Source organism: Shewanella algidipiscicola, from assembly GCF_900380485.1.
Classification (GTDB): domain Bacteria; phylum Pseudomonadota; class Gammaproteobacteria; order Enterobacterales; family Shewanellaceae; genus Shewanella; species Shewanella algidipiscicola.
Window position 1 is genome coordinate 805421 of the sequence record NZ_OXJV01000001.1, and the last position, 24652, is coordinate 830072.

The window sequence follows — 24652 nt, forward strand, 5'->3', positions numbered from 1 at the left end:
GAAAACCTATACGCCCGCAATCAATCACTGCACATAAAATCATGAAACACAGGGGAAATACAACAGAGGGTCTGAGTTAGCTCATCGCACGCACGTTATTATTTCCCCTCAAAGATGAGAGAAATGAAAGAGGCCACCTAGCGTTTAATCACTTCAAATTCAATTAAATACAATTGTTTAATGTTGCCATATATTGCTCTTATCACCTGTTTTAGCTCATCGAGAGTCATATTCTCTTGCGATGCATGCTCAAGGTTTAGCGCATCAAAGGCGACCGTTGCCACACGATTGACCTTGATGTCGCAAAACCAACGGTTATCTTCATAGGTCGCAACATGCAGCACTTGGCCCACCTGGAAATGGGACTCCGATTCATCTCTTAAGGTGATGTTTTTCGCCCCAGAGAGAATATCGGCCTCAAAGCGCTCAAAAAAGGTGATCTCACCAGCAGGAATAATTGTCATAAATTGTCTCGATTAGAATGTTTGCCTATAGCCGCCTGCTTGAGATTGAGTTAAAATCCGCCCCCGGTTTACGCTATCTCGAAGCTAAGCCCTATTTTGAGTTAATTAAGGTGGAGCCAATGAACAGAAAACAGAAGATAATCAAAAAGACGGCAAAACGTGCTAAAGCGCGTCTCAACAAGCATACGGCTCCTACGATCAAGAAGTATATCTCTAAAGGCGATCGCGCCAAAGAGCTCGCCCGTGAACAAGCTGAATTAGCTGCCAAAGCCAATGCTGCCAAAAATGGAACAGAAGCGAGCGACGGCGAGCAGGCCAGTGACCAAACTACAGAGCCAACCAGCACAGAAAGTGAAAACCAGGCTTAATCGTTCCACACTAGGCGTCGGTCTTTTACCACCTCAGACTCAGGCGCCTTAAGCTTATCCCCAATTTGCTTTTTAACTAGTCTCTGACTCTAGGTTCACCAGTGATGAACTCAGAAACCCGATTGCTGGCTTCACAATCTTGCTCTTCACTCAACTGTGCCATTTGAGCACAAGATGATGATAATGGATTCGGGCTCGATGGACTCAGTTCATCATCGAGAGGCGTTGCATGGTCACTCACCTCAATATCCGCCAGGCGGCTTTGCTGCTGTTGCACCTTGTCAACGAGTCGATATGCCGTCCATACGCCAAGGACACCAAAAACTATAGTGCCCAACACTTGACCGATTAACACCCCTTCAACCCCGCCCCACTGCGCGCCATAATAAACAAACGGTACAGTCCCCAGCGTGGCTTTACCCACATTAAACAAAGTGGAGTATTTGGCTTTACCTAAATTATTAAATGACGCATTAGCGACAAACAGCGCCCCAGAAAACACGAAGAACACCGCGATATAACTGCAGAAAAAGCGGATCAATTCGGCGCTATCACCCTGCATGGCAAACATTACAATGATCTGCTCTTTAAGCCCAAACAATAATAGCGATATGGAGATCACATAAACGCTGCAAAACAACAGCGCCTTGGTTAAGATCTCTTTCACCCTATCGAACTCTCTCGCGCCAAAATTTTGCCCCACAATAGGACCTACCGCGCCGGACAATGCAAATATCATCCCAAAGGCCACGGGCGTAAGCCGGCCCAATACCGCCCAAGCGGCGACATAACTGTCACCAAAATCGGCAATCGCCCGGGTGACGACCGCATTGCCAATTGGGGTAGCAATATTGGTCATCATTGCCGGTCCTGCAATAGCAAAAATCGGGCGAAGATCTTGTTTAAACGCGGTTAAATCAAATTTGCCAACCAACTGGTGCTTAACCATAACGCCGCGTGCGGCAATGATGAGTACAGCCACCCGCGCGAGTACCGACGCCAATGCAGCTCCCTCTATCCCCATGGCAAATAAGAAGATAAAGATAGGGTCAAAAATCAGATTCACGCCGCCACCAGCCAGTGTCGACATCATGGATAACTTAGCATCCCCCACGGCGCGCAGTGCTGCGCCAAGCGCCATCGCTAAGCAAATTAGTGGCATCGAAGGCACCAAGATATACAGGTAATCGGCAGCTAACTGCGCGGTGCGACCACTGGCACCCACTAAGGCAATAAGCTCGGGAATAAAATAGGTCACCACCATGGCCACCACTATGGCCACAAGCAGTGTCACCACCGCGCTGTTAAGTAGCAATCGCTTAGCTTGAGCAAACTGTTTGGCCCCTATGGCTCTTGACACTAACGCCCCTAATGCGATGGATAGCCCGATACCGATAGAGGTGGTAAAAAATGAGATGGTACCGGCATACCCGACAGCGGCAGCCAGCTCTTGCTCCCCCAATAAGCTGAGAAAAAAGATGTCGATAAGGTCGACCACAAATAACGCCGAGATCCCGATAGCAGCGGTAGAACTCATCACCAAGATATGGCGCATTATCGGGCCTTCGACAAACTTTGCGTTAGTCATGTGTATCCTTTATAGAGGGCAAAATAGACAATATTGCCGATTAAAGATCGGTCTCAAGCTCACTGCCACACTTATCACAATAAAGGGCGTTTAACTCATGCCCGGACTTTAAACAGTTACTACAGCGGCGCAGATCTTTTCTACGCACCACCTCTTGAGAGATCTCAGAGGTTAAGATCCCCGTTGGAATCGCAATAATGGAATAGCCTATCAACATAGTCAAAGCGGCAATACCTTGACCAAGCGGCGTTTGCGGGGTGATATCACCATAGCCCACCGTCGTAATGGTCACTATGGTCCAATAGATGGATTGAGGCATTGAGGAGAAACCATTTTCAGGCCCTTCAACCACATACATGACTGCACTCAACACCATCACAATCAGACTGACCGAGAAGAAAAACAGAAACACTTTACGGCTCGATTGCATCATCGCCCGCAGTAACACGTTCCCCTCGCTTAAATAGCGCAGTAGCTTAAGCACCCGGAAGATACGGAACAAGCGCAGCACTCGGATCACTAAGGTAAAGTTAGCGCCAGGGAAAAACAGCGCCAAGTAACTGGGTAATATGGATAACAGGTCAACAACCCCGTAAAAACTGCGAGCATATTGCCAAGGTTTAGCCGAGCAATATAAGCGCAATAGATACTCGAGGGTGAAAATGCCAGTAAAACCCCACTCGGCAATCCGGATCCATGTGCCATACCGGCTATTAACACTTTCGATAGTATCAAGAAAAACCAACGCCACACTCAACACGATACAGACGATTAAGCCCAAATCGAAATAGCGACCAGCCTTAGTATCTGTACCAAAAATGATATCGCGTAATTTTTCGCGGCGAGACAACTCTGGGGTGACGTCCATCAGAAATTAACATCCTTTTATTGGTATCAGCAGCGGAGAAAATATGCATAATAATGGGTTTAACAAACCGATCCAGCTTAATCTAAAATAAGGTATGATGAACACCCAAACGGCGGTTTTATTTATTAATCAATGACGATGCAGACACTTTTTAAACAACTCTTACTGTGCGCCTTACTGCTTAATACTAGCTCAACTTGGGCGGCGTCGAGCCAGCAACCGGCCACCTTTGGCCATGGTGCTAACCACAATACTGGCCTTATTGGTAAAGTAGATTTAGTCATTGTGAATAAATCTCAAGCGAGCATGCACTTGATGCGCGATGGCAAAGTGCTACGCCGCTATACCATTGCCATGGGCGATCGACCCACAGGACATAAGCTGCAAGAAGGCGATCAGCGTACCCCCGAGGGACGTTATATACTCGACTACAAAAAAGCCGACAGCGCCTATTATCGGGCGATACATATCTCATACCCCAATGAAGAAGATAGATTACGTGCAGCCGCCTTGGGGATCGATCCAGGTGGACAAATCATGATCCACGGCCAGAACCCCAATTCGTCATTAACCCCAGATGAAGCCCAGCGACTCAACTGGACCGATGGTTGTATCGCCTTGAAAAACCATGAAATCGATGAATTATGGCAGGCGATAGAAACAGGAACTCCCATAGAGATCTGGCCATAACTCCCGTCATCACACTAGCACTATGGTGTTAATGCCATTGGTCACTAGTATAGGGAACTCAATCTCCCAGTCCTTTACTTGCCATTATCTTTTATGCCACTAACAGAGCCAAACCCAATGACACAGCCCAATATTACCCTACATGAGCTTGAACACAGCTGGCCACAATTTAGCCATGACATTCAGCAGTTTTTACAAGAATTACAACTCGATACCCTAGGGCTTGCTTGCGATCATGTCGCCGTGCGCGTTAACTCTGAGGCTGGCGCCGACCTGCTTAAAGACTATTTTGGCCATCGAGGCCGTATTATCTCTAACAACATGATTAATGGCCGGCCGATATTGATCATCGCGCTTAATAGGCCACTGCAACTGGCTCATATGCTTATCGACTGTGTAGAGCTCCCCTATCCCAGTGATAAGCACTATCCCAATGAAGGGTGGGAGCATATCGAGGTGGTATTGCCAGGCGAAGCACAAAATATTGAGCAACTCAGCCAGCAACTGCTCAATGCCCTACCCACACTGGCACCTGTATTAGCAGGAAAAACAGATATTAAGGTAAAATGCAGCTCCCCCCAAGGAGAGCATGAACGCTTAGCCAATCCGACCATCGCCTTTAAGCGCGCGAACCTGTGTATCAAGGTGCATGCCCATGGTATTAAAACCATCATCGCATCTGAGGCCAAATAAGCCGATATGATGGCCAAACTAGGCTGCAATCACCCCTTGGCTAAAACATCGCAGGCTGTAGTGATGAATGGGCGATTACAGTGCTACGCGGTGTAGCAACTGTCCACGACAAAAACACACAGTAAACGACGCATTGAGCATACGATCGCGTAAACTAAGATAACGCCAAGCAAAATTACAATGAACTAAATAAGACAAAGGGCGTGTGAGCTCATGAGAAATGCTGGGGAATACTGAATAGGCGACATTAACTGCTATCAAACGCATCGGCTAACGTGTTATCGCCGATGCGCATCTCGCTATCATTGACTAGATTTTTTCAATATAAAGAATCACTTCACCCACTTTAAAACCAAACTTGCTCATGTCTGTCTTGTTAAATAGGCGGCGCTCATCGAGCAGAAACATCCAATCATCCAAAGTCACTTGGTAAGTCTCGCCATCGACCACGATATCTAAATCATACTGCCAAAATAACGCCGAGCCTTGGGTCCTGCCCTTGGCAATACCCATCACATCACCGGCTTGACCTTCATATTGATTATCAGCCACTCTCTTTAGCTGCCAAATTCGAGTGGACTTCTCACCATCGTCAAACTCAAACCACTCTTTGATTTCGCCATTATCGCCTTGCCAATTAGCGACTAAATCGACCTCAAAGCGACGTAATAAATTACCCGAACGATCTAACACAATGCCATAAGCTTTTAACTTGCCATCGAAAAAATGTTCTAATTTTAATTCAGGTTGAGTGCCTCTATGCTCCTCTAAGCTGGCTGAACCACAGGCCGTAACCAGTAACAACAGTAACAGTGACATCAAATATTTCATTGGCTTAACCCCAGAAGTTGTTGCCTAAGCTTGGGCTCAGACGTATTTTCAGACAACCATATCGCTAAAAAAGCCTCTCCAAAACGAGGATCATCTATTTGCCCAATCAATTGATCTGCCAGATAAAACTGGCTCATACCACTTTGATTAACCAACAGGGTTAACCTATCTCCGGGAGTCACATTGGGCCAAATGCGCTGCAGTGGCACGACCCATTGGGCAATATCGGCTGGGCTATAGCCTAGGTGTTGCCACTGCTCTGCGGTGGCCTCGACTAACGCCTGTTTATCTATGGTTTTGTAGTACTCGATGCGCAGCGCTTTAACCTGTTTGTTACCTGCATTGACAGATAATGGCCGCTCACTGGCAAACAGTTCGGCGCGATATAAGGTCCAAAAAAGATAGCTCATCTCTCCTGCGCCAATCTTTTCAAGTTGACCAATGGGAGAGGCATAAACACTGCTACTGAGTAGCATCACGGCTAACCACTTAAACATAAGTCACCTCATTGTATTGGCAAGCGTTCGCGGCTGTAACAAGCGATAGCCAGTGATCAGTAGCGGCATTAATAGCGACCACACCAGCATGAGTGAACCCACCAGCATGAGTTCATTCCAACGGGCCTGCAATACACCAAACTGAATGCCAGCCCAGTAACTGCTGGCACCACCAATGGCGCCAAACAAGACAACAACCCAACTCTTCTGCCGAGTTAACCAATGTAAACTGTGATTAAAACTGATGATAAAGATGCACCAGAGTAAAGCGAGCCAGAGGGGAAAGCCCACATCGACGGTGCTAAAACCACCGATCTCAAGCTGTAGCTTATCCACCGCGATACCAATTGGCATCAACAAGAGTAACTTAGCATCGGCTTTGCGAGTGGGCGACAGTAAAAAATGCAGTGCGATAAGCAAAGTCATAGCCAGCGCTGCATTGTCGCCAAGCAAGGCGGCGCTAAACCAACATAGCTGAAATAACAGTAAGTTAATAATCCAAAATCGCTTCATCGGCTTGTCCCACATAACGGGGTTTTCTGGCAAGCAGATGATGCGTACTGATCACCCGCTCTTTGAAGGCACCTTCGCAATAACAAAAGTAGAATAACCACAAACGTTTAAATTCATCGCTGTAGCCAAGTTTAACTAACTCATCCCAACGCTGCTCGAAAGCTTGGCGCCAATCATTGAGGGTTCTGGCGTAATGTAAGCCGATATCATTTATCTCACTCACCACCAAGTCGGTGCGCGACGCCATATGCGATGTCATCACGGCTACCGAAGGTAAACAGCCGCCAGGGAAGATATATTTTTGAATAAAATCAACTCCTTTACGGTATTTATCATAACGGCTATCGGCAATGGTAATGGCTTGGATCAGCATTTTTCCATCGGCCTTGAGTAACCCTGAGCAGGTTTCAAAGAAAGTGCCTAGGTACTCGTGGCCCACGGCCTCAATCATTTCAATGGAGACTAGCTTGTCATATTGCCCATCGAGTAAGCGGTAATCTTGCTTAAGTAAGGTTACCTGCTCGCTTAAGCCCGCTTGCTCGATACGCTGCTTGGCAAAGGCATATTGAGCATCAGAAATCGTAGTAGTGGTTACCTTGCAACCGTAATGCTGCGCCATATAGATGGCAAGCCCACCCCAACCAGTACCGATTTCAACAACATGATCCGTTGGGCGTAATTCAAGCCCTTGGCAGATGGTGTGCATTTTATTGAGCTGAGCGGCACTTAAGCTGGTCGCTTCACTGCTGTATACCGCACACGAATAGAGCATACTCGAGTCTAAAAAGCGCTCATACAGGTCGTTACCAATATCATAATGGGCCAAAATGTTACGCTTAGAGCCCTGCTTGGTATTGAGGTTTTTGCGGCGTAAAAAGAGGTTTTTGACTTTAGTGACCCAAGCCATCTTGCTTTCGATAGCATCGAGCTTAGCTTGGTTTCTCGCCATAACTTGAATGAGGTGGGTTAAATCTGGGCTGGTCCATTTGGCATCTAAATAGGCCTCTGCTGCACCTATGCTGCCGCCTTGGATAACATCTTTATAGAAACTGCTGTCATGCACCACAATTTGCGCACTCAATTGAGCCGCTCTATCACCCAGTATTTGATGCTTGTCGCCTTCGATAAGCTCGATGCTGGCATCTTGCAGCTGTGCTAAAAGCTTGACAATCAACGCTCTATATTTTTGGTTAGCCCCAGTATTCACTAAGGCATTACGAGGGTTAAGCGTTTGATTTTGTTTTACAAGCTGTTCCATTTCAACCTCGCTGCGCGGACATTACTGTCGCATTTATGTTTTTTCATCTGATCCCGGGTGAGCAATAAAGGGCACCCGTTTGATAAATAATTTCAGTGCTTGCCAATAGATGCCTAGCACCATTTTGAGAGTCATCGAAGGCGCTGCAATCAAAGTTTTAATCAGCTCACCCTGGGTCACTGGGTGTTTGGTTAAAGCCAAAGTCGCATCGAAAACTTTGCTATGTTGGTGATTCTCAATATGCACTAGCGCCTTGTGTGCTGGCGGAGTAATGCGCCAGTGATAGGTCATATCCATCGGCATAAAAGGCGACACATGAAAGGCTTTTTTCACTTTCAACTCTTGCCCCAGCGCCAGCAAATAATAGTGTCGCTGTTGCCATGGCGTGTTGCTCACTTCCGCTAGCATATAACGACACTCACCCGCCTGGTCATAGCAAAAGTAGCAATTTATCGGACTAAAATAGATCCCCATGCAGCGACATTGTGCCAACATCAGTACCCGCCAATCATCAGTCCAATCACCACCTAACGCTCTGACTTTGTCACCAATACGCTGCTTAAGGCTGCCAGGTTCATTTTTGAGATAATCTTTTTCTAAAAAGCGAATAGGATTAAACCAACGCAGACCAAATAAACTGCTGCGTTGCAACAATTGTGGCAGTTCGTCTAAATCGAGCCCCATCATGTACATCTTGTAGTTAAAGGCATGAGTGATATCGCCAAAGCGGCGATGGCGCACCTCTCCTTTGTAAATACCACTGTATTCTATGTTGGCATCTTGGCTCATAAGGTCAGGCCAAAACGTTTGGTCACATCCAGCGCGCTGCGCACGCCATCTTCATGGAAGCCGTTATACCAATAAGCGCCAACAAAATGGGTGCCACGTTGGCCACAGATCTGTGAGCGCCGTTGTTGGGCTCTGACGCTGGCGTCATTAAGCACGGGGTGATGATAAACAAACCGACGCAATACTTTGCCCGGGTCAATCTCGTCGCTCTGATTGAGGGTGACACAAAATGTGCTATCACTATCAATGCCCTGCAAGATATTCATATTATAGGTGACGCAAGAGGGTCGATTAAGATTGTCATCGAGCATGTAATTCCAGCTGGCCCAAGCCAGTGGCCTTTTGGGCAGCAATGCAATGTCGGTATGTAACACCACTTCGTTTCGGCTATAAGGAATGGCGCCTAATACCGACTTTTCTTCATCGCTAGCATCGCCTAGCAGGGCTAATGCCTGATCGGAGTGACAGGCAAAGATCACCTCATCAAATACTAAGGCATCATTATTGATCAGCTTAATCACGACGCCATCAGATGTTCTGCGAATTGACTCGATATGGGACTCGGTCAATACCGGTTTAGACAGTTTTGCCAAGATCGCCTCGACATAGACCCGCGAGCCACCGGGTACCACTGACCATTGAGGCCTGTCAGAGATGTTAAGTAGGCCATGATTATAAAAAAACTGGATAAAAAACTTCAGTTCAAATTGCTTCATCTCGGCCAAACTGGTCGACCAAATAGCGGCGCCCATGGGTAAAATATAATGTTGGCTAAAAAAGTCAGAAAAACCATGTTGTTGTAAAAACTCACCTAAGGTGGCGTTAGGGGCAATCGCTTGCTCGCTATAGGCTTGCTTACACAATTTATTGAATTTCAAAATTTGGCTGATGAGGCGCCAAAATTGAGGCCGCAAGATATTTCTGCGCTGAGCAAATAGTGAATTGAGCCCATGACCGTTATATTCAAACCCAGTTTGACGATTATGTACGCTAAAACTCATTTCGGTAGGTTGACCAGCAATACCTAACATCTCGAGTAAACGATTAAAATGGGGATAAGTTCTGTCGTTAAATACGATAAAACCGGTATCGATAGCATACTGCTTATCTTGGTGGGTAATATCGACTGTAGCGGTGTGACCACCGACATAATCGTTTTTCTCAAACACAGTCACGTCGTACTGCTTATCGAGCAAATAGGCACAGGTTAGCCCTGAAATACCAGAGCCAATCACGGCAATCCTTTTCATTATCTATTTATCCTTCTCGCTAAACGGCGCCAAATGGAAAATGGCAGTAACTGTAAGCATCGCATTAAAAATATAAACACACCGGGAAAACGAATATCTCGCTTACCTTTAGCCACCCCTGCAATGATCTTGTCTGCGGCTTGTTCACTACTCATCAACATAGGCATGGCAAAGGTGTTGCGCTCAGTTAATGGCGTATCGACAAAACCTGGGTGAACACAGCTAACCTCAATCTCATGTTGAGCCAAATCTATCGATAACACCTTAGCCAGATAGGTTAACGCCGCTTTTGATGTGCCATAAGCTTCGGCTCGGGGTAAGGCTAACATCTCAGCGCTAGAACTAACCATCACCAGCCTGCCACCGGGTCTGACCAAATGAAGCCAAGACTGTAAGCCGTAAGCAACTGAAATTAAATTGATATTAATAACTCGCTCAAACCGTTTGGCATCAAAGTGCAAAGCATCGTCAATGTATTCGCAATCTCCCGCATTAAAAATCAACAGATCTAACGGCCAATCGACCTTATCAATCACTGGATATTGCTGATACTGAGTTAAATCGAAACACAATGGAGTGATGTTGGGATATTGCTTGACCAAATCGTCCAGTTTTTGCTGACTGCGACCGCAAGCTAAAATGTGATGACCGGCCTTAGCATAAGATTCGGCTAAGGCCCGACCTATACCAGAGGTGGCTCCTGTTATCATAATACGCATCTTCCCCTCCTGCTTCGTTGGCATCGGCATTATTTAGCCGCGCGCTGTTTGATGGCGCAAATGATACGGCCAATGAGTGGTATGTGTTCATATAACATCTCCCCCACATCTAAGTAGTCGCGATGATAAATCACCTTATTATCTTGCGCTTTGAGGTGAGAATGGCCTTGAACCGATATAGGACTAGCGCCACGCAGCTGTTTATGGCGGAAGGTCATGGTCCAATAAATTGCTGCCTCACGCTCCCCTTCCAGCACATGCTCAATCACAAAGTCACAACTGAGCAATTGCTGGTATAAGCCTGTAAAATAGCGAAGCAGAGCCGGCAGGCCGAACACTTGATGCATTGGGTCGATAAATTCAATATCAGGATGATAGATTTTTTCCAGCGATACTAAATTATCGGTCGAAAGTTCAGTGTATACCGCTATAAAGTTCTGTAACCATATAGATTGCGCCATCATCCATAAGTCCTAATAAGATTTGTAGAATGCCAAGGCCCTTAAGCGTGCTTGTTTATGCTCAACAATCGGTTGCCAATAGTCGCTAACCACGCCATTTTTCTCGATATATTCATGGGGAAAATGAATATATTTATCGGGCACATTTTTAAGTTCTGGCAAATACTTACGAATGAACTCTCCTTGGGGATCAAATTTTTGACTCTGAGTGATAGGATTAAAAATACGAAAATAGGGTTGAGCATCACAGCCTGTGCTTGCCGCCCATTGCCAACCGCCATTATTGGCGCTGAAATCACCATCGATAAGGTGCTGCATAAAGAAACGCTCACCTTTGTGCCAGTCGACTAGTAGATGCTTGGTTAAAAAGCTGGCGACTACCATACGTAGACGGTTATGCATCCAGCCAGTGTGAAGCAACTGCCTCATCGCCGCATCGACAATAGGATAACCGGTTCGCCCTTGCGCCCAAGCATTAAACGCCTCATCACTGCCCGGCCACTGTGCTAGCTGATATTTAGTTTGAAAGTTATCCCCTTTGACTAAATTGGGGAAATGGAATAGCAGGTGGCGATAAAAATCACGCCAGATAAGCTCATTCAACCAAGTGAAAGCGCCATGTTGTTGATCGTAAATCACCTCAGGTTGAGCCTGAATTAACTGCAGCGCCAGCCAACGCGGACTGATGGCGCCTATAGCCAAATAGGGGGATATTCCTGATGTACCTTTAATACTGGGGAAATCGCGAGTTGCGGCGTAATTTAATAGCTTATATTGCCAAAATCGCGGTAGTACCTCGGCCATCACGGTATCGCTGCACGGCCAAGCACTAGAGTCGAGCTGCGGATAATCAAACGTCACTGGTGCGATAGAGGCATCGTTTGGTAATACTGTTGAGGCGGCAGGCGATGGTACACATTCAATTCCCACCTGCTGCACTCTTTTTAACCACGCATTTTTAAACGGCGTAAACACCTTAAACATGTCGCCCTGTTTATTGAGCACACTGCCAGGGGGTAAAATGGTATCGCATTGCCATAGCTTAAGGTGTAAACCAGACTGGGCTATATGACGGTCGCGAACCACCTCATCGTCTTCAGGCTCAGTATTGGCCAGCACAGTATCACAGCCCTTAGCCTGACAGAATTGCAGCAACACTTGTTGTTGGTGAGCAAAATCTGTGGCCGACAAATGGATAAACTCGATGCCAAAAGCATCGAGCTGCAGAGCTAATCTGTCTAAATGTCGCCGCATAAAGTCGGCCTTAATCGGGGCTAAATCATGCTGTTGCCACTGCTTTGGCGTCGAGATAAATACAGCAATGTTTACGCCTTGAGCAATGGCTTCACTCAAGGCCGGGTTGTCATGGATTCTTAAATCACGACGGATCCATAAGATACTGCTCAATATCCGTACCTCAAACGTAACTCTTTAGGATGGGGATTTAAATACACTTGCTCTTGCAGGTACGCATTTGGGTACTCAATCAAGTAGTGTTTAATTAACGTCAGAGGCACCAATAAAGGCTGCAATCCTTGATGATAAGCGGCGATCTCATCGGTGAGTTCTTTGCGCTTAGCCTCATCTAAATCACGTTTAAAATAGCCCTGTAAATGTTGCAAGGTATTGGTGTGGCTTCGGCGAGAAGCTTTGTTTTTTAACGCTTCCATTAAACCAGCGATATAGCGATTGGCGAGTTCGTCCAGTTCAATATCGGCACGGCCCAACAAACGGCCCAGTTCGCGATAGCTCTCCACGTGATGACTCATCACTAAGTATTTGTGCACACTATGGAAAGTAATCAACTTATGTTTGGTTATGCCACTGGCCTTAAGATCGAGCCACTTTTGATAAGTAAATATGCGGGTGATGAAGTTTTCACGAATGACAGGATCGTTAAGACGACCGTTTTCCTCACAGGGTAATAACGGATTGAGCTCCATGACTTGCTGAGCAAATACACCTACGCCCGTTGATTCAGAGCCTTTACCGTGATGATGGTACACCTTCACCCGCTCCATGCCACAACTGGGGCTTTTAGCGCAGAACACAAACCCAGCGAGATCGCCATAATGCTGCGCCGCCTTTTGACCAAACTCGGTGAGCTTGTCAGTCACATCCCCGCTGCCATCGGGACGCGAAACCGTGATGATATTATCACGCATAATTTGCCTAATGGTTGGTCTTGGCACAGGTAGACCAATCGCCATTTCAGGGCAAACAGGCTTAAAATCAGCAAAATCACTGAGTTGATCTACACAGAAATTTGATTTCTTATGGCCTCTATCATAGCGGACAGGCTCACCCATCACACAAGCACTAATACCAATTTTAAGTTTTTTGTCCATTATCTCATCCTCACTCTACTCACTTTAGTAGATGAATCGTCCTATAGGATTAAGCAACTGGCTCATGCCTTGGGTAAAGTGAATTGCATCGCTCGATACCGTTAAACAGACGCAGCCTTCTTGTGTTATCGGTTGATGGGTATGGTCACCGTCAAGCCAAATAAAATCCCCTGCGGTGTAATGCCCCATTTCATCATCGAAACTGCCCTGTAATAGTAAAGTGATTTCAAACCCTTTATGAGTATGACACGGCACACTGCCGCCTTTATCTATGTGCAATAAACTGGCTCTGAGTTCATCGTCATCGAGGGCCAATCGTGCACGTGACAATTTCCCCAGTCCTTGCCATTCACGCAGACCGATTGATTTCATCGCCCGCGGCAGTGAAATACGCTGACCCGCCACTTCGATTTCAGTTACAGTTTGCGCCACGGCAGATTTTACCTGTGCAGGCGATGCAGTAATGGCATCAATCATTGCACGGCTGTCACAAGCCAGCTCCATGTCGTTACTCTCTATGCCATCATGATCTATGTCATTAATGTGTTGTGGCGATGTGTCACCAAGCTGGACTTGATGATTGAGCCAATCATCGTCAGCGGTCATATCAAAAGCTTGCATGGCGGCTTGTTCGGTGAGCTGCTGAACATGGTTAGCACATTCACGGCAAAGCTCGACATGGCTGGCAACAATGATAGCGACAGAAGCAGGTAAATCACCAGCAACAAAACCGCTCAACACATTTGATGTTGGATGATGTTTAATCATTGTACTGTTCTCCCATTTGCTGCTTGAGCTTGGCTAGCGCTAACCTTAACCTCGACTTAACGGTGCCGATTGGCACACCCAACTGCTGCGCTAGTTGCTCCTGAGACAACTCTTGATAATAAACGCCTTTCACCACTGCTTGCTGCGCTGGGGGCAGAGTGTTGACATAGTTCAACATCTGCTTTTCCATTAAGTGGTCGCCAAAGTTAGACTCTTCACTTTGTGCTTCATCTTGAGCCATATCGATGGGCCAAATATCATCGCCAAGGTTTTGTTCATTTTTGGCTTTAATACGCCTTAACATGTCAAATGATGCATTGCGCATCACAGTGTACACCCAAGTGGTTGCAGCGCCCTTGTCGACATTATACAAATGGGCCTTACGCCAAACATTGGTCATGGTCTCTTGCACCAGCTCATTGGCTTGTGCCTCACTACCCAATTGTTTAATGCCAAAACGTCTTATTTTAGGCGCAAAAAATTGAAACAGTGCAGTAAATGCCTGTTTATCACGCTGCATAGCAACCGAGTCAAGCCAATGAGACAGCTCCGGCGGAACCTGAGTCTCGATATTATTGGCGATAATGTTGCTCTCCCTCTTTGGGTAGCCTTTGCTCACTGTTTGTTGCATCTTAACCAACCATTGCAGAAGTATTAAAGTGCATTACGTGAGCTAAAACTAAATGGATCAATTAATATTTTCGTTGCCAAAAATCACGCTGTGGAGAAACACAGTCAATTGCTCAAAACTCGATGGATGAATAAATTTCTCCTTTTCATTCAAAGATAAAGGTAATATCTCTAAAAAGCGAGCACAGACCCAGTCTAGGCGATCAAAATGGGTTGTTCCATACAATTGCGCTAAAGCATCATTGTCTTCAAATAGCTGCTCAAGTAAACGCCCAAGCGCCATAGATGAGCTATCACTGCTTAATCTATCCCAGTGCGACTTATAACAAGTATCGGCCAACAATAAGTTATCGTTTCTATAAACCATGTTATCTAAGCTCACTAAGTGTATAGCCTTCACATCGACCACTAATATGCCATCCTTACCCGCATGAAAGTCTATCACCTCTACCCGTGTTCCCCAGTTAGGCACATTAAATGCTAGTTCGTTATCATAGCGTGCAATCACAAATCCACCACGCTCACCAGCCTCAGCTATCATAGAGAGGTAGCGTGGCTCAAAAATCCGCAGCCGCTGAATGCCATTAGGTAATATAAATAGCGGTAGAGGAAATACCGCCATCTGCTTTGGGCATGTGGGTAGCTTGGTGATTAAGCTACCGCTTAAATGAGTGTCGATCACTGTATGTCTCTTTGTGGAGCAATACCCGTGATACGTATAGGAAAAACGATGGGATCACCCAGTGACATAGCTTATCACTAACGCTTATCATCACTCAGTCGATAAGGCCGCACGCCCAGACTTTGCCATAAAACCTGCCTATTAAGATAATGGCTACATAAGTAAGTGAAATGCAGTATCAATAGAGGGCGGATAAAAGGCATAATGATAAAAAGCGACCTAGGGTCGCTTTTTATCATTTGGATGAACCATTGGCCGTGGCTAATACACTGGCCATTGACGGCACAACCGTCACCGGATCGAGCCGCATCTGGAACCAGTTAATGCGCCAATCTAGGTGTGGGCCGGTCACTCTGCCCGTAGCCCCCACCTCTGCGATGGCTTGCCCCTGTTTAATTGTCTCACCAGGCTTTACATACAACTGACTAAGATGAAGAAAGCTTGAACTGACGCCATAGCCATGATCTAAAATAACGGTGCCGCCAGAATAAAACATATCTGGCACCGCAAGAGTGATCACCCCATCGGCAGGGGCCACTACTACGGTCCCCGTTTTCGCTGCCACATCGACACCAAAATGGGGATTACCAGGCTTACCGTTATAGACGCGTTGACTGCCATATACTCCCGATATTCTACCCGTTAAAGGCCAAATAAAATCTTGAGCGAAAGCCTCTTGAGTTGAGAATTGACTTCTGGCCGCCTTCACCTGCTTGCTATCCTGAGCTGCTCTGGCTTGCGCTTTAGGATCAGGCTTCATGATTTTTTTCGCTATGCCAGTCAGGCTATCGATATGGTACTGTTTCTTACGAATGGTCAGCGGCTTTATTTGCGTCAATCCATCGGGATAAACTAAGGTTAACTCTTGCGAAAGCGCAGCATCTCGTTCAAAACCAAAGACAAAGCCCCCATTAGGAGTCACCTTAATTTCGCTGCCGTTAAGATACACTAAGGTACCTGGCGTGGTTTGAGCACGGATTAACGCCCCTTGCTCTAACGTGCCATTGAGGGTGACTTGCGCCATTGCCAAACCACTAAAACCTAGCGATATGGCGCCGAGCAATACAGCCAAATAGTTCAAATATACCTCCTTAAACAACAACGATGACCATGAACAAGGCCGCGATTACGCCGCGCTACCTTTAACCGAAATCGCCCCTTTACCCACCCCTTCATAGGCGATCACTTTAAATTCACTATCGGGTGCTTCGGCAACCATAGTATTGGCGATAAACTCGGCTAGCAGCTCTACGGTTGTGTCATGGGGGATAATTTCACAACGTTTTTTAGGCATAGCCAACTGAAAATCCCCCTGTGGGGCCACGTAATGAAAACCATAATGGGTCTCATCGTTAACCACTGTTTGAGGTGATAGTTCAAGCTCATCAACCTCGACCATATCATCGGCCGAACCTAAATAGATATCTTTCCAGCGGCGACTCCAGTATTCGTCCCATTGCGGTGCAGCAACGCCATTTTCAAACACATTAATGGGGCTGCGATGGCCGTGAGCGATGCGTTGACAGTTACCATCGTGCTTCTTTAATCCATGGGAGTAATGGTAAAACGGCGTATCGTGCATTTCATTGCGCAGCGTTAATGCGATACCGTTGACATTATCCGGTAGCACCTCGGCAAGAGCCTTTTGCAAGAAAGTGTTAACGCTATCAAAGTCAATAATTTCGGTGGGAATAAGCGCAAAGGCTTGTGCGGGGCAAGCAAGATGAATGTCGCCTTGCAAACTATCAAAATCCATCCATACACGGTTGCCTTGTTGCTGCCAACGCACCTCTGAACAGGCGGTGGGGATCAATAAGCGATGATCCGCAACATCATCAATGGTGTTTTTGATAGTGCGCTTCACCTTGGCAAAGTCCAGCACCATGTTTTGCTCATCTAAACCACCATCAAGCAATACGTCGACGATCCAGCTTTCGCCTACCATGCCACGAATTGGGCACAGGTAAGAAAAGTCGATAACAGTTAAATCTCTAACAAAAAGTTGCATTTAATCTCCTAGCAGAAAAACAGTCTGCCTGCATTCATCCCACCGGCGAACTGCCAACGGATATAGTCATAAGTCATGATTTCACCTTATCGGTGACATTTTAGCAAGTCATGGTGCATGGGTTGCGCAATAAAAACGCGCCAATCCACTATCCGTAATTACAAAAAAGCGCCCATATTTAGGGCGCTTTTGCGAGCTATTTCGTGAGTTTAAGCTTTTAGACTAACTCAAAAAAACTATTGTCCGCCTTTTAGGCGTCGATCTAATTGATCTTTAAGGTTAGCTGGCACGCCTTTTATTAGAATCGAGTCGGAGATAGGATCGTAAATCACTCGCTCGCCTAAATGCTGCCCATCAAAACTTAAGGTTACGCCACCACCAGTGCCTGAAAACTTTTTCAGTTGACGCAGTGTCGGCTTATCGCCAGGAAACTCATCTTCAAGCTCGTAATCGCCACCTTGGGCAAAATCGTAAAACGAGTCCATGCCCGAATCGGCTAATTCATCGGCCAAGTCTTTTAATTGAATATCGGCGCCGGTATCACAACGTTCACTGCAGTAATCAAACACCTTTTCACGACACTGCTGGCGCTCATCTTTAGTCAGTTCGCTGCTGGCAACAAAATCTTCAACGGCATTCATCAGTTGCTTATTTTGTACCTTGGTATTGACCCCTTCGACACAGCCCATAAAGTCGAGGAAAAAATCGGCAACTTTGCGGCCCGCACGACCACGAATAAAGGAGATATATTTAACCGAGTCGGGATCGGCTTGCCATTCGGTTAAATCGATACGGGCAGCCAGCTGTACATTATTTAAATCCAGATGGGTATTTTGCGACAGTTCCATATCGTCGAGCACAGTCATTGATGACTTGGCATTAAGCAATGACACATAAAGGTAGTCACTAGTCATATGGGTATAGCAAGACAATAGCAAGAAACCGCCTTGACTGAAGTCATATTTTGCCAGCTCTTCTTGCAGTAACTTACCCGCCAAACTCGAAAACTCAACAAAGCCCAAATCGCCATTACGATATGCTGTTAACGCTTCTTTAAACTTAGGGTTGGCCTCTCCGTCTTCACCATGAGTACCAAAGTGACCAAAGCCTTTACCCGCCTTAGTGGTATAAGTTTGATGCAGCTCTTCGAGCATAGTTTCTACGGCTTGGCTGTTCAAAAGCGGTTGGGGACGCAATCTGCAGCTCAGTTGGCCTTCGCCATCTTGGGAAATAGCGTGAATAATTGCTTGTTCGACGTTAATACTCATAAGCCTCGATAGTGATAATGGTAGAAATCCGTTATTATATGCTGCTATTTCAAATTAAAGTGAACAATTTTTTAATTATGGCTATCCAATCTAAATATTCGAACGCACAAGTTGAGTCTATTCTTGCAGAAATGTTAGCGGTACTCGACAAACACCAAGCCCCAACCGACCTGAGTTTGATGGTATTGGGTAACTGTGTCACCGATCTGCTGATGCGCAAGGTGCCCAAAGAGGCGCGCGATCAAGTTGCACAGCAATTTGCTAACGCCTTGACCCAATCGGTTAAAGGCTAAGGTTTAGCTTGACTAGTTTACGAGTAATAACCTTGTTTTTATTTGTAAAAAACTAGTAAGTCGAGCAATAGATAATTAAGATAAACTTGTATGTCAATTGATAGCGGATCCCTATGATCGAGCGAAAGAAAGAGATGAGCCGTGACCGCGTGTCACGCTTAGTGAGCTGGGGGCATTGGTTTGCCTTTTTTAATGGCTTCCTAGCTATGATTATTGGTGTCCGCTATATCGAAACCATCGGCGCACCAGACTCTTGGATAGGCTGGGGCTATTTAATTATCAGCACGTTAGGCCACTTTAGCTTTTTAGCATTCATCGTTTACTTGGTGGTGCTATTTCCTATTACTCTGATATTGCCCTATTCCAAAATACTCAGAGGCTTAGCCGCCGTAGCCGCAACCATTAGCCTGTGTATTTTACTCTATGACACCATTATCTATGATGATTATGGCTTACATCTCAGCCCCTTTGTATTTGATATCGCCTGGGCGGATCTGAATGCATTACTACAAGGCACCTCTTATATCGTCACTCCTCTGGGACTGATCATCCTCGAACTGACCGCCGCCAATTACTTATGGAAACGGATAGAAAGTATTCGTAAATCCAATTATGGTTATAAGGTGGTCATATTTATTGGCTGTTGTTTTGTCAGCAGTCACTTAATCCATATTTGGGCTGATGCCGCGGATATCCAAGAGATCACCCGACTTGACGATGCCTACCCATTATCCTACCCGGCAACCGCGCGCTCATTTATGGAGAGTCATGGCATCGAAAAAAGCAGGATAAACGCAGCGGAACATCAGATTCAACCGTCGCTTAATTACCCTATCGCGCCACTACAATGCCAGACAAGCCATCACCCCAATATGTTGGTTATCGCCATTGACGGCTTTAGAGCTGATTTACTCGACCAAAACACCATGCCCTTTTTGCATCAATACGCCCAGCAAAATCATTATTTTAGCCAACATTTAAGTGGCGGAAATGTACATCATAGTGGTATGTTTTCACTACTGTATAGTTTGCAAGGCAGTTACATTAACGCCAATGACTTAAATTATCGGTCGCCGGTATTGACTCAGCAACTCAAACAGCAAGGTTATGCTTTAGCCCATTTTGCACCGCAAATGGCATTATCCCAGCCATTAGCCATGTATCAGGATTTTGAGAGCCATCTCCAAGACACCGACAGCGGTATCGCGGCTGCAGATATAAAGGCTATTGAAACCTTTACACAATGGCAACTGCAGCAGAATGCCGCTTGGTTTGCATTAATCAATTTACAAAGTCCAGACAGCTATGACACGCCTATCGGATTTCTGGGCATTGAAACCGTCAAACCTCAACATGAATTGAAACCAGCGCAAAAAGTGCTGTTTAATCAATATCGTCAATCATTAAACTTTATTGATAAACAACTGGCCAAGCTGTTAAGTGAAACACCCGACGACACCTTAGTCATCATCACTGGGGTGAGTGGCAAAGTTTTTACCAGCAATAACGATGAACCGCGCTCAAATCTGTCACCAGCAAATGTCAAAGTGCCGCTCATCATCAACTGGTCTGGAAATCAGTACGCGAAAACTGTCGATTACCCCACCAGCCATAATGGTATTGTGCCCACATTAATGACACAGATGCTAAATTGTAACAATAAGGCCTCTGACTATAGTTCAGGTGAAAGCCTGCTACAGCCAAGTTCAGCAAGCTGGACTTACGTAGGTGATGATCAAGTATTCGGTATCTACCAAGAAGATGAGATCACTGTTATCGATCGTCATGGTAAATATCGCATCTATAACAAAGACTACAGTCAACAGTTACGTAAAAAAATCAGTGCTCCAGAACTGATAGAGGTGATGCGCGAGGGGCGAAGATTCTATCACCATTAAGGTATCCAAGCGGTTAGCGCCTATAAACTAAGCGATTAACCATTATTAGTACGCTTAATGCTTGCAGAACCTAAATCGGCTTGATAAAGTTCTGCCTGTCTTAAACAGACCCCAAAGTTTTACTGTTTTAGATAAAATCGGTATGTAGCGCAGCCCGGTAGCGCACTGTCATGGGGTGTCAGGGGTCGGAGGTTCGAATCCTCTCATACCGACCAAATTCTAAGAAGCCAGCTTAATCGCTGGCTTTTTTTATGCCATTTTTCGCGCAAGGGTAAGGCCATCACGCCTCGCTGCGCCCCCCTTATAGAGCATTGCGATTGTGTTGATAAATGACTAACTAATTTATATATTTAGTTAGTCATTTATCGCATTAATCACTTACACTGGCTCACGAGAAACAATATTATTACAGCGACTCTAGGATCAATTTCACATAGGGATTTATGCAATTGATAAATAAGCGCCACCTGACATTCGCATTCGTTTTAGGTTTCATGGGCCTATTGCTCAATTTGATGCCGATACCCTTATTTGGAAATCAGCAGCTGATTATCGGCAATCTATTTTTTGTCATTGTCGCCGTCTTCTTAGGCCCCTGGTATGCCTTACTCACCGCCTTAATGTGCGCCAGTGGTTTATATATCGTCTGGGATAGCTGGCATCCTTTCATCTTATTTCCACTCGAAGCCCTGTGGTTGGGTTATGCGCGTCGCAAAGAGTATTATTCTCTGTATGCCGATATTGGCTATTGGGTCATAGTCGGCATGCCATTATTTTATATTTTAGTGCGCTTTGTGCTAGAGATGCCTGATAGCTATATGTTTTTTACCACACTAAAACAAGGGATCAATGGCATACTCTATACTTCATTAGGCGCGATAATTATCACCATGCTACCGCAACGGTTGCATATTGCGGCCAAACTTAAAAACCAACATAGAAAAAGTTTTAATCACCAACTCTCTTATACCTTTACCCAATTACTCACACTCGTCTTACTTGTTTCGGCATTGATCTTTAGTAATCTCTCGATTAACCATCAGCAACTGGATGTGAAACGCCATCTCGAAGATACCGCGCTGCATTTAGGCAAAGCGACCGAAACTTATCTCGATAACCATATTAGTGCTATCGATACCGCCGCGCGTTGGCTGAGCTTCTCTGCATATGACTCAGAACAATGGCAATCCCTGCTGTCAAAGCTACATAAAAACTACCCTGATTTTATCTCTATGTTAATCGCTAACGAACAAGGGATTGTTACCCTATCGAGCCCGGTTACCAACATGCAGCAGTCACAAGATACCCCCGCTTTTAGCATCATAGATCGCCACTATTTCCAACAAGCATTTTTTAATCAGATTACCTATATTTCACCCGTCTTTTTAGGCCGTGGATTTGGCAACGATCCCATCGTCGCGATCAGCGCAGCACTTTATCTTCCCCAAAGCCCAATTGCTCCAATAGGTATAATAGAAGGCTCATTGAATCTAGCCGAATTTTCGCAAATTTATCAACGTATTCCAGATAAGACTCAACATGATATTGTGCTTGTCGATGAAAATAACCTTGTGATCTATGCATCGCCTGCACTCAATAAGTCACCCTTAAGCGAATTTGTTTTTTCCAGTAGTGGATTTAATTATAAAACCAGCCTGGCCATGCTCAATATTAAACAGCTCAAGCATAAAAGCCCCGAATTTGCCTATGCAAAGCACATCATAAAAAATGGATGGACACTCTATGTGCTGACACCATTTTATCCATTAGTAACGCAGGTCGAGAGACAATATTTCACCACTTTTAGTATCTTATTGTTGTCATTTTTGGTCACTTTTGCGTTGATCAAAGTGGTCAGTTTACGCCTGACGAAGCCACTTGAAGCTATCGCCAAAAAATTCCATAACTGGCATCAACTAGAGCAAGATGACACCATCTTCAATGACTCAACACCACAAGAGATCTTTACCTTATCAAGGAGTATTTTAAAGAGTAAACAAGAATTGATTAGCTACCAACTCGAACTCGAAGAAAAAGTCGCTCATAGGACCATAGAGCTACAAGCTGCTAATACTAAACTACGTTTACTCGCCGAAAAAGATGAATTAACCCAGCTCTACAATCGCCGTTACACAGAAACACACTTCCCTCGGCTAAACGATATGTGTCAACGCAGCTGCGCAGCCATGGCATTTTGCATCCTTGACATAGATCATTTCAAAAGTATTAATGATACCCATGGGCATCAGGCTGGAGATAACGCGCTAATTTTTATTGCAGACATGATGAGGCTGTTTTTTAAACGAGATTCTGATGTTATTTCGCGCTATGGTGGGGAGGAGTTTCTGATTATATTACCCCTATGCAACCCCATAGAAGTAAAGCCTCACCTCGATAAATTTAGACAAAGCGTCTCTGACACCCCCATCCCGATCGGCCAGAACGTCAATATTCATCTGACCATTAGCATTGGTGCCGTATACAGTGATAACCACTACCATAGCGATATAGATTATTGGTTTAAGCAAGCCGATATTAATCTCTATCAAGCAAAAACCGATGGCCGTGACCGCGTCATCTGTGATCAATTGACCTCCAACAAGTAAGATAAACAGTCCACAGCCTAGGGCCTGTTGATCTTTCAAGGTTGTTTTTACAGCGAATTGCTGGGTATTTATACAAGGCAGAAGCTTTGTAGTGTAGTTATTCTACATAAAAAGCTGAGAACGCAGTAAAAATACCCAACAAACGCTGCCCGAAGGGTTCGGCTAAAAACGTTTTACTCTTTGTTAAGTGAATTTTGCTTAGATGACTAGGCTGCAATCCACTCGCCTCGAGTAAAACGTTTTTGTCTAGAACAAAATTCAACTAGCAAAGATCAACAGGCCCTAATGTATCAACTTAGTGTATCGACACTTACGAGCCTTAACGCATGAGTGATACAAATCATTAGATCCATTCGCTTAAGGTCGCTGTATTACGCATTTATATAGCGCATGGTGCTTAGTGTATTTGGATGCCGGCGATAAATGCACTTCAATAGCAACGCAGGATGTAGCAGTATCATAGCAATGGCCCGCTGATCCTAACAGGAAAAACGCGCTAAACTCGCCTGACGAAAAATTAACACCGCACCATTTATCCTGACTAAGCAAGAACAGCCAAACAATGCCCCTAATGTAGAACATTCAATAGCACAAGATTAAGTCAGCCTCTATAAGCCTGTGGCTTTATCTGTAGCGTGTCCATTGCCCCACCGATTCAATGCGTTTTCCTAAACCACAACAGACAATATATAATCGTTTCAGGCTAATGTAAGCCCTCCATCTGTTTAACATTAACGCAGTCCGCACAAATTTGAACCGGACTAACGCTTTTATCGAAAAAAGCGTTGACACTCGATCAACGCCCCCTATAATACGGCCCCACACAGCGAGGTCGATTAGCTCAGCTGGGAGAGCACCTCCCTTACAAGGAGGGGGTCACTGGTTCGAGCCCAGTATCGACCACCATTCTTTTCATAAAGAATTAAAACATTATGAGATCCCAGGTCGATTAGCTCAGCTGGGAGAGCACCTCCCTTACAAGGAGGGGGTCACTGGTTCGAGCCCAGTATCGACCACCATTCTTTTCATANAGAATTAAAACATTATGAGATCCCAGGTCGATTAGCTCAGCTGGGAGAGCACCTCCCTTACAAGGAGGGGGTCACTGGTTCGAGCCCAGTATCGACCACCATATTTCCTCTTATGTATTACAATCCCCCTA

Annotated in this window: 25 protein-coding genes and 4 tRNA genes; 10 read left to right on the forward strand and 19 right to left on the reverse strand. The window is 45.5% G+C overall.

Features of this window, described 5'->3' with window-relative positions; genetic code table 11:
* Nucleotides 1–137 precede the first annotated feature (137 nt).
* The gene (gene yqfB, locus DN599_RS03600) at nt 138–455 is read right to left on the reverse strand and encodes a N(4)-acetylcytidine aminohydrolase (RefSeq protein WP_204165100.1); all 318 of its coding nucleotides are present in this window, start codon (nt 453–455) and stop codon (nt 138–140) included.
* A 128-nt stretch (nt 456–583) separates the two neighbouring features.
* On the opposite strand from yqfB, the gene DN599_RS03605 reads away from it, so the two are divergent.
* A complete protein-coding gene (locus DN599_RS03605) occupies nt 584–832 on the forward strand; it encodes a DUF2986 domain-containing protein (protein ID WP_110456780.1) in 249 nt (82 codons plus the stop codon).
* 76 nt (nt 833–908) lie between these two features.
* On the opposite strand, the gene DN599_RS03610 is transcribed toward DN599_RS03605, so the two are convergent.
* On the reverse strand, nt 909–2420 hold the full coding sequence (locus DN599_RS03610; RefSeq protein WP_110456264.1) for an MATE family efflux transporter: 1512 nt from the start codon (nt 2418–2420) through the stop codon (nt 909–911).
* A 40-nt stretch (nt 2421–2460) separates the two neighbouring features.
* Complete coding sequence (locus DN599_RS03615; RefSeq protein ID WP_110456265.1) at nt 2461–3288, reverse strand: ion transporter; 828 nt, start codon at nt 3286–3288, stop codon at nt 2461–2463.
* A 138-nt stretch (nt 3289–3426) separates the two neighbouring features.
* On the opposite strand from DN599_RS03615, the gene DN599_RS03620 reads away from it, so the two are divergent.
* Complete coding sequence (locus DN599_RS03620) at nt 3427–3978, forward strand: L,D-transpeptidase family protein (protein WP_110456781.1); 552 nt, start codon at nt 3427–3429, stop codon at nt 3976–3978.
* 117 nt (nt 3979–4095) lie between these two features.
* A complete protein-coding gene (locus DN599_RS03625; protein WP_239473213.1) occupies nt 4096–4671 on the forward strand; it encodes a VOC family protein in 576 nt (191 codons plus the stop codon).
* 309 nt (nt 4672–4980) lie between these two features.
* Here the strand turns inward: DN599_RS03625 and DN599_RS03630 are convergent, their stop codons facing one another.
* From DN599_RS03630 to yejK, 16 genes are all read right to left on the reverse strand, one after another.
* The gene (locus DN599_RS03630; protein WP_110456266.1) at nt 4981–5502 is read right to left on the reverse strand and encodes a DUF3833 domain-containing protein; all 522 of its coding nucleotides are present in this window, start codon (nt 5500–5502) and stop codon (nt 4981–4983) included.
* Complete coding sequence (locus DN599_RS03635) at nt 5499–5999, reverse strand: chalcone isomerase family protein (RefSeq protein WP_110456267.1); 501 nt, start codon at nt 5997–5999, stop codon at nt 5499–5501. The genes DN599_RS03630 and DN599_RS03635 overlap by 4 nt, the downstream gene beginning before the upstream one ends.
* A 3-nt stretch (nt 6000–6002) precedes the next feature.
* Nucleotides 6003–6512, reverse strand: coding sequence for a DUF2878 domain-containing protein (locus tag DN599_RS03640; RefSeq protein ID WP_110456268.1), 510 nt, complete (start codon nt 6510–6512; stop codon nt 6003–6005).
* On the reverse strand, nt 6490–7770 hold the full coding sequence (locus tag DN599_RS03645) for an SAM-dependent methyltransferase (RefSeq protein WP_110456269.1): 1281 nt from the start codon (nt 7768–7770) through the stop codon (nt 6490–6492). The genes DN599_RS03640 and DN599_RS03645 overlap by 23 nt, the downstream gene beginning before the upstream one ends.
* A 33-nt stretch (nt 7771–7803) precedes the next feature.
* Nucleotides 7804–8559 carry a DUF1365 domain-containing protein gene (locus DN599_RS03650; RefSeq protein ID WP_110456270.1) on the reverse strand — a complete coding sequence of 252 codons (756 nt, stop codon included), beginning with the start codon at nt 8557–8559 and terminating at the stop codon, nt 7804–7806.
* On the reverse strand, nt 8556–9809 hold the full coding sequence (locus tag DN599_RS03655; protein WP_110456271.1) for an NAD(P)/FAD-dependent oxidoreductase: 1254 nt from the start codon (nt 9807–9809) through the stop codon (nt 8556–8558). The genes DN599_RS03650 and DN599_RS03655 overlap by 4 nt, the downstream gene beginning before the upstream one ends.
* The gene (locus DN599_RS03660) at nt 9809–10528 is read right to left on the reverse strand and encodes an SDR family NAD(P)-dependent oxidoreductase (RefSeq protein WP_110456272.1); all 720 of its coding nucleotides are present in this window, start codon (nt 10526–10528) and stop codon (nt 9809–9811) included. The genes DN599_RS03655 and DN599_RS03660 overlap by 1 nt, the downstream gene beginning before the upstream one ends.
* A gap of 29 nt (nt 10529–10557) precedes the next feature.
* The gene (locus DN599_RS03665; RefSeq protein ID WP_308444048.1) at nt 10558–10992 is read right to left on the reverse strand and encodes a nuclear transport factor 2 family protein; all 435 of its coding nucleotides are present in this window, start codon (nt 10990–10992) and stop codon (nt 10558–10560) included.
* Between the two features lie 9 nt (nt 10993–11001).
* Nucleotides 11002–12396 carry a deoxyribodipyrimidine photo-lyase gene (gene phrB, locus DN599_RS03670; protein WP_110456273.1) on the reverse strand — a complete coding sequence of 465 codons (1395 nt, stop codon included), beginning with the start codon at nt 12394–12396 and terminating at the stop codon, nt 11002–11004.
* Nucleotides 12393–13337: a YbgA family protein gene (locus DN599_RS03675; RefSeq protein WP_110456274.1), complete on the reverse strand. Its 945-nt coding sequence runs from the start codon at nt 13335–13337 to the stop codon at nt 12393–12395. The genes phrB and DN599_RS03675 overlap by 4 nt, the downstream gene beginning before the upstream one ends.
* A gap of 24 nt (nt 13338–13361) precedes the next feature.
* Nucleotides 13362–14105: a ChrR family anti-sigma-E factor gene (locus DN599_RS03680; protein WP_110456275.1), complete on the reverse strand. Its 744-nt coding sequence runs from the start codon at nt 14103–14105 to the stop codon at nt 13362–13364.
* Nucleotides 14098–14736 (reverse strand): sigma-70 family RNA polymerase sigma factor, encoded by a 639-nt coding sequence (locus DN599_RS03685; RefSeq protein ID WP_110456276.1) that lies wholly within the window; start codon nt 14734–14736, stop codon nt 14098–14100. Before DN599_RS03685 ends, DN599_RS03680 begins: the two co-directional genes overlap by 8 nt.
* Before the next feature lie 57 nt (nt 14737–14793).
* The gene (locus DN599_RS03690; protein WP_110456277.1) at nt 14794–15417 is read right to left on the reverse strand and encodes an LON peptidase substrate-binding domain-containing protein; all 624 of its coding nucleotides are present in this window, start codon (nt 15415–15417) and stop codon (nt 14794–14796) included.
* A 235-nt stretch (nt 15418–15652) separates the two neighbouring features.
* On the reverse strand, nt 15653–16441 hold the full coding sequence (locus DN599_RS03695) for a M23 family metallopeptidase (RefSeq protein WP_110456784.1): 789 nt from the start codon (nt 16439–16441) through the stop codon (nt 15653–15655).
* A 102-nt stretch (nt 16442–16543) separates the two neighbouring features.
* Complete coding sequence (locus tag DN599_RS03700) at nt 16544–17425, reverse strand: 6-carboxytetrahydropterin synthase (RefSeq protein ID WP_110456278.1); 882 nt, start codon at nt 17423–17425, stop codon at nt 16544–16546.
* Nucleotides 17426–17661: 236 nt separating this feature from the next.
* Nucleotides 17662–18693 carry a nucleoid-associated protein YejK gene (gene yejK, locus DN599_RS03705; protein WP_110456279.1) on the reverse strand — a complete coding sequence of 344 codons (1032 nt, stop codon included), beginning with the start codon at nt 18691–18693 and terminating at the stop codon, nt 17662–17664.
* A gap of 77 nt (nt 18694–18770) precedes the next feature.
* Here yejK and DN599_RS03710 point away from each other — a divergent pair, with 77 nt between their 5' ends.
* The 7 genes from DN599_RS03710 (at nt 18771) to DN599_RS03745 (ending at nt 24622) form a co-directional block, all read left to right on the forward strand.
* Complete coding sequence (locus DN599_RS03710) at nt 18771–18986, forward strand: YejL family protein (protein WP_110456785.1); 216 nt, start codon at nt 18771–18773, stop codon at nt 18984–18986.
* A 113-nt stretch (nt 18987–19099) separates the two neighbouring features.
* The gene (locus DN599_RS03715; protein WP_110456280.1) at nt 19100–20884 is read left to right on the forward strand and encodes a DUF3413 domain-containing protein; all 1785 of its coding nucleotides are present in this window, start codon (nt 19100–19102) and stop codon (nt 20882–20884) included.
* 138 nt (nt 20885–21022) lie between these two features.
* Nucleotides 21023–21099 (forward strand) — tRNA-Pro (locus DN599_RS03720).
* Nucleotides 21100–21327: 228 nt separating this feature from the next.
* Entirely contained in the window at nt 21328–23490 is a 2163-nt protein-coding gene (locus DN599_RS03725) for a diguanylate cyclase (RefSeq protein ID WP_204165091.1), read from the forward strand.
* 830 nt (nt 23491–24320) lie between these two features.
* A tRNA-Val gene (locus DN599_RS03735) sits at nt 24321–24396 on the forward strand.
* A 37-nt stretch (nt 24397–24433) separates the two neighbouring features.
* Nucleotides 24434–24509: transfer RNA gene (locus DN599_RS03740), tRNA-Val, on the forward strand.
* Nucleotides 24510–24546: 37 nt separating this feature from the next.
* A tRNA-Val gene (locus DN599_RS03745) sits at nt 24547–24622 on the forward strand.
* Nucleotides 24623–24652 lie beyond the last annotated feature (30 nt).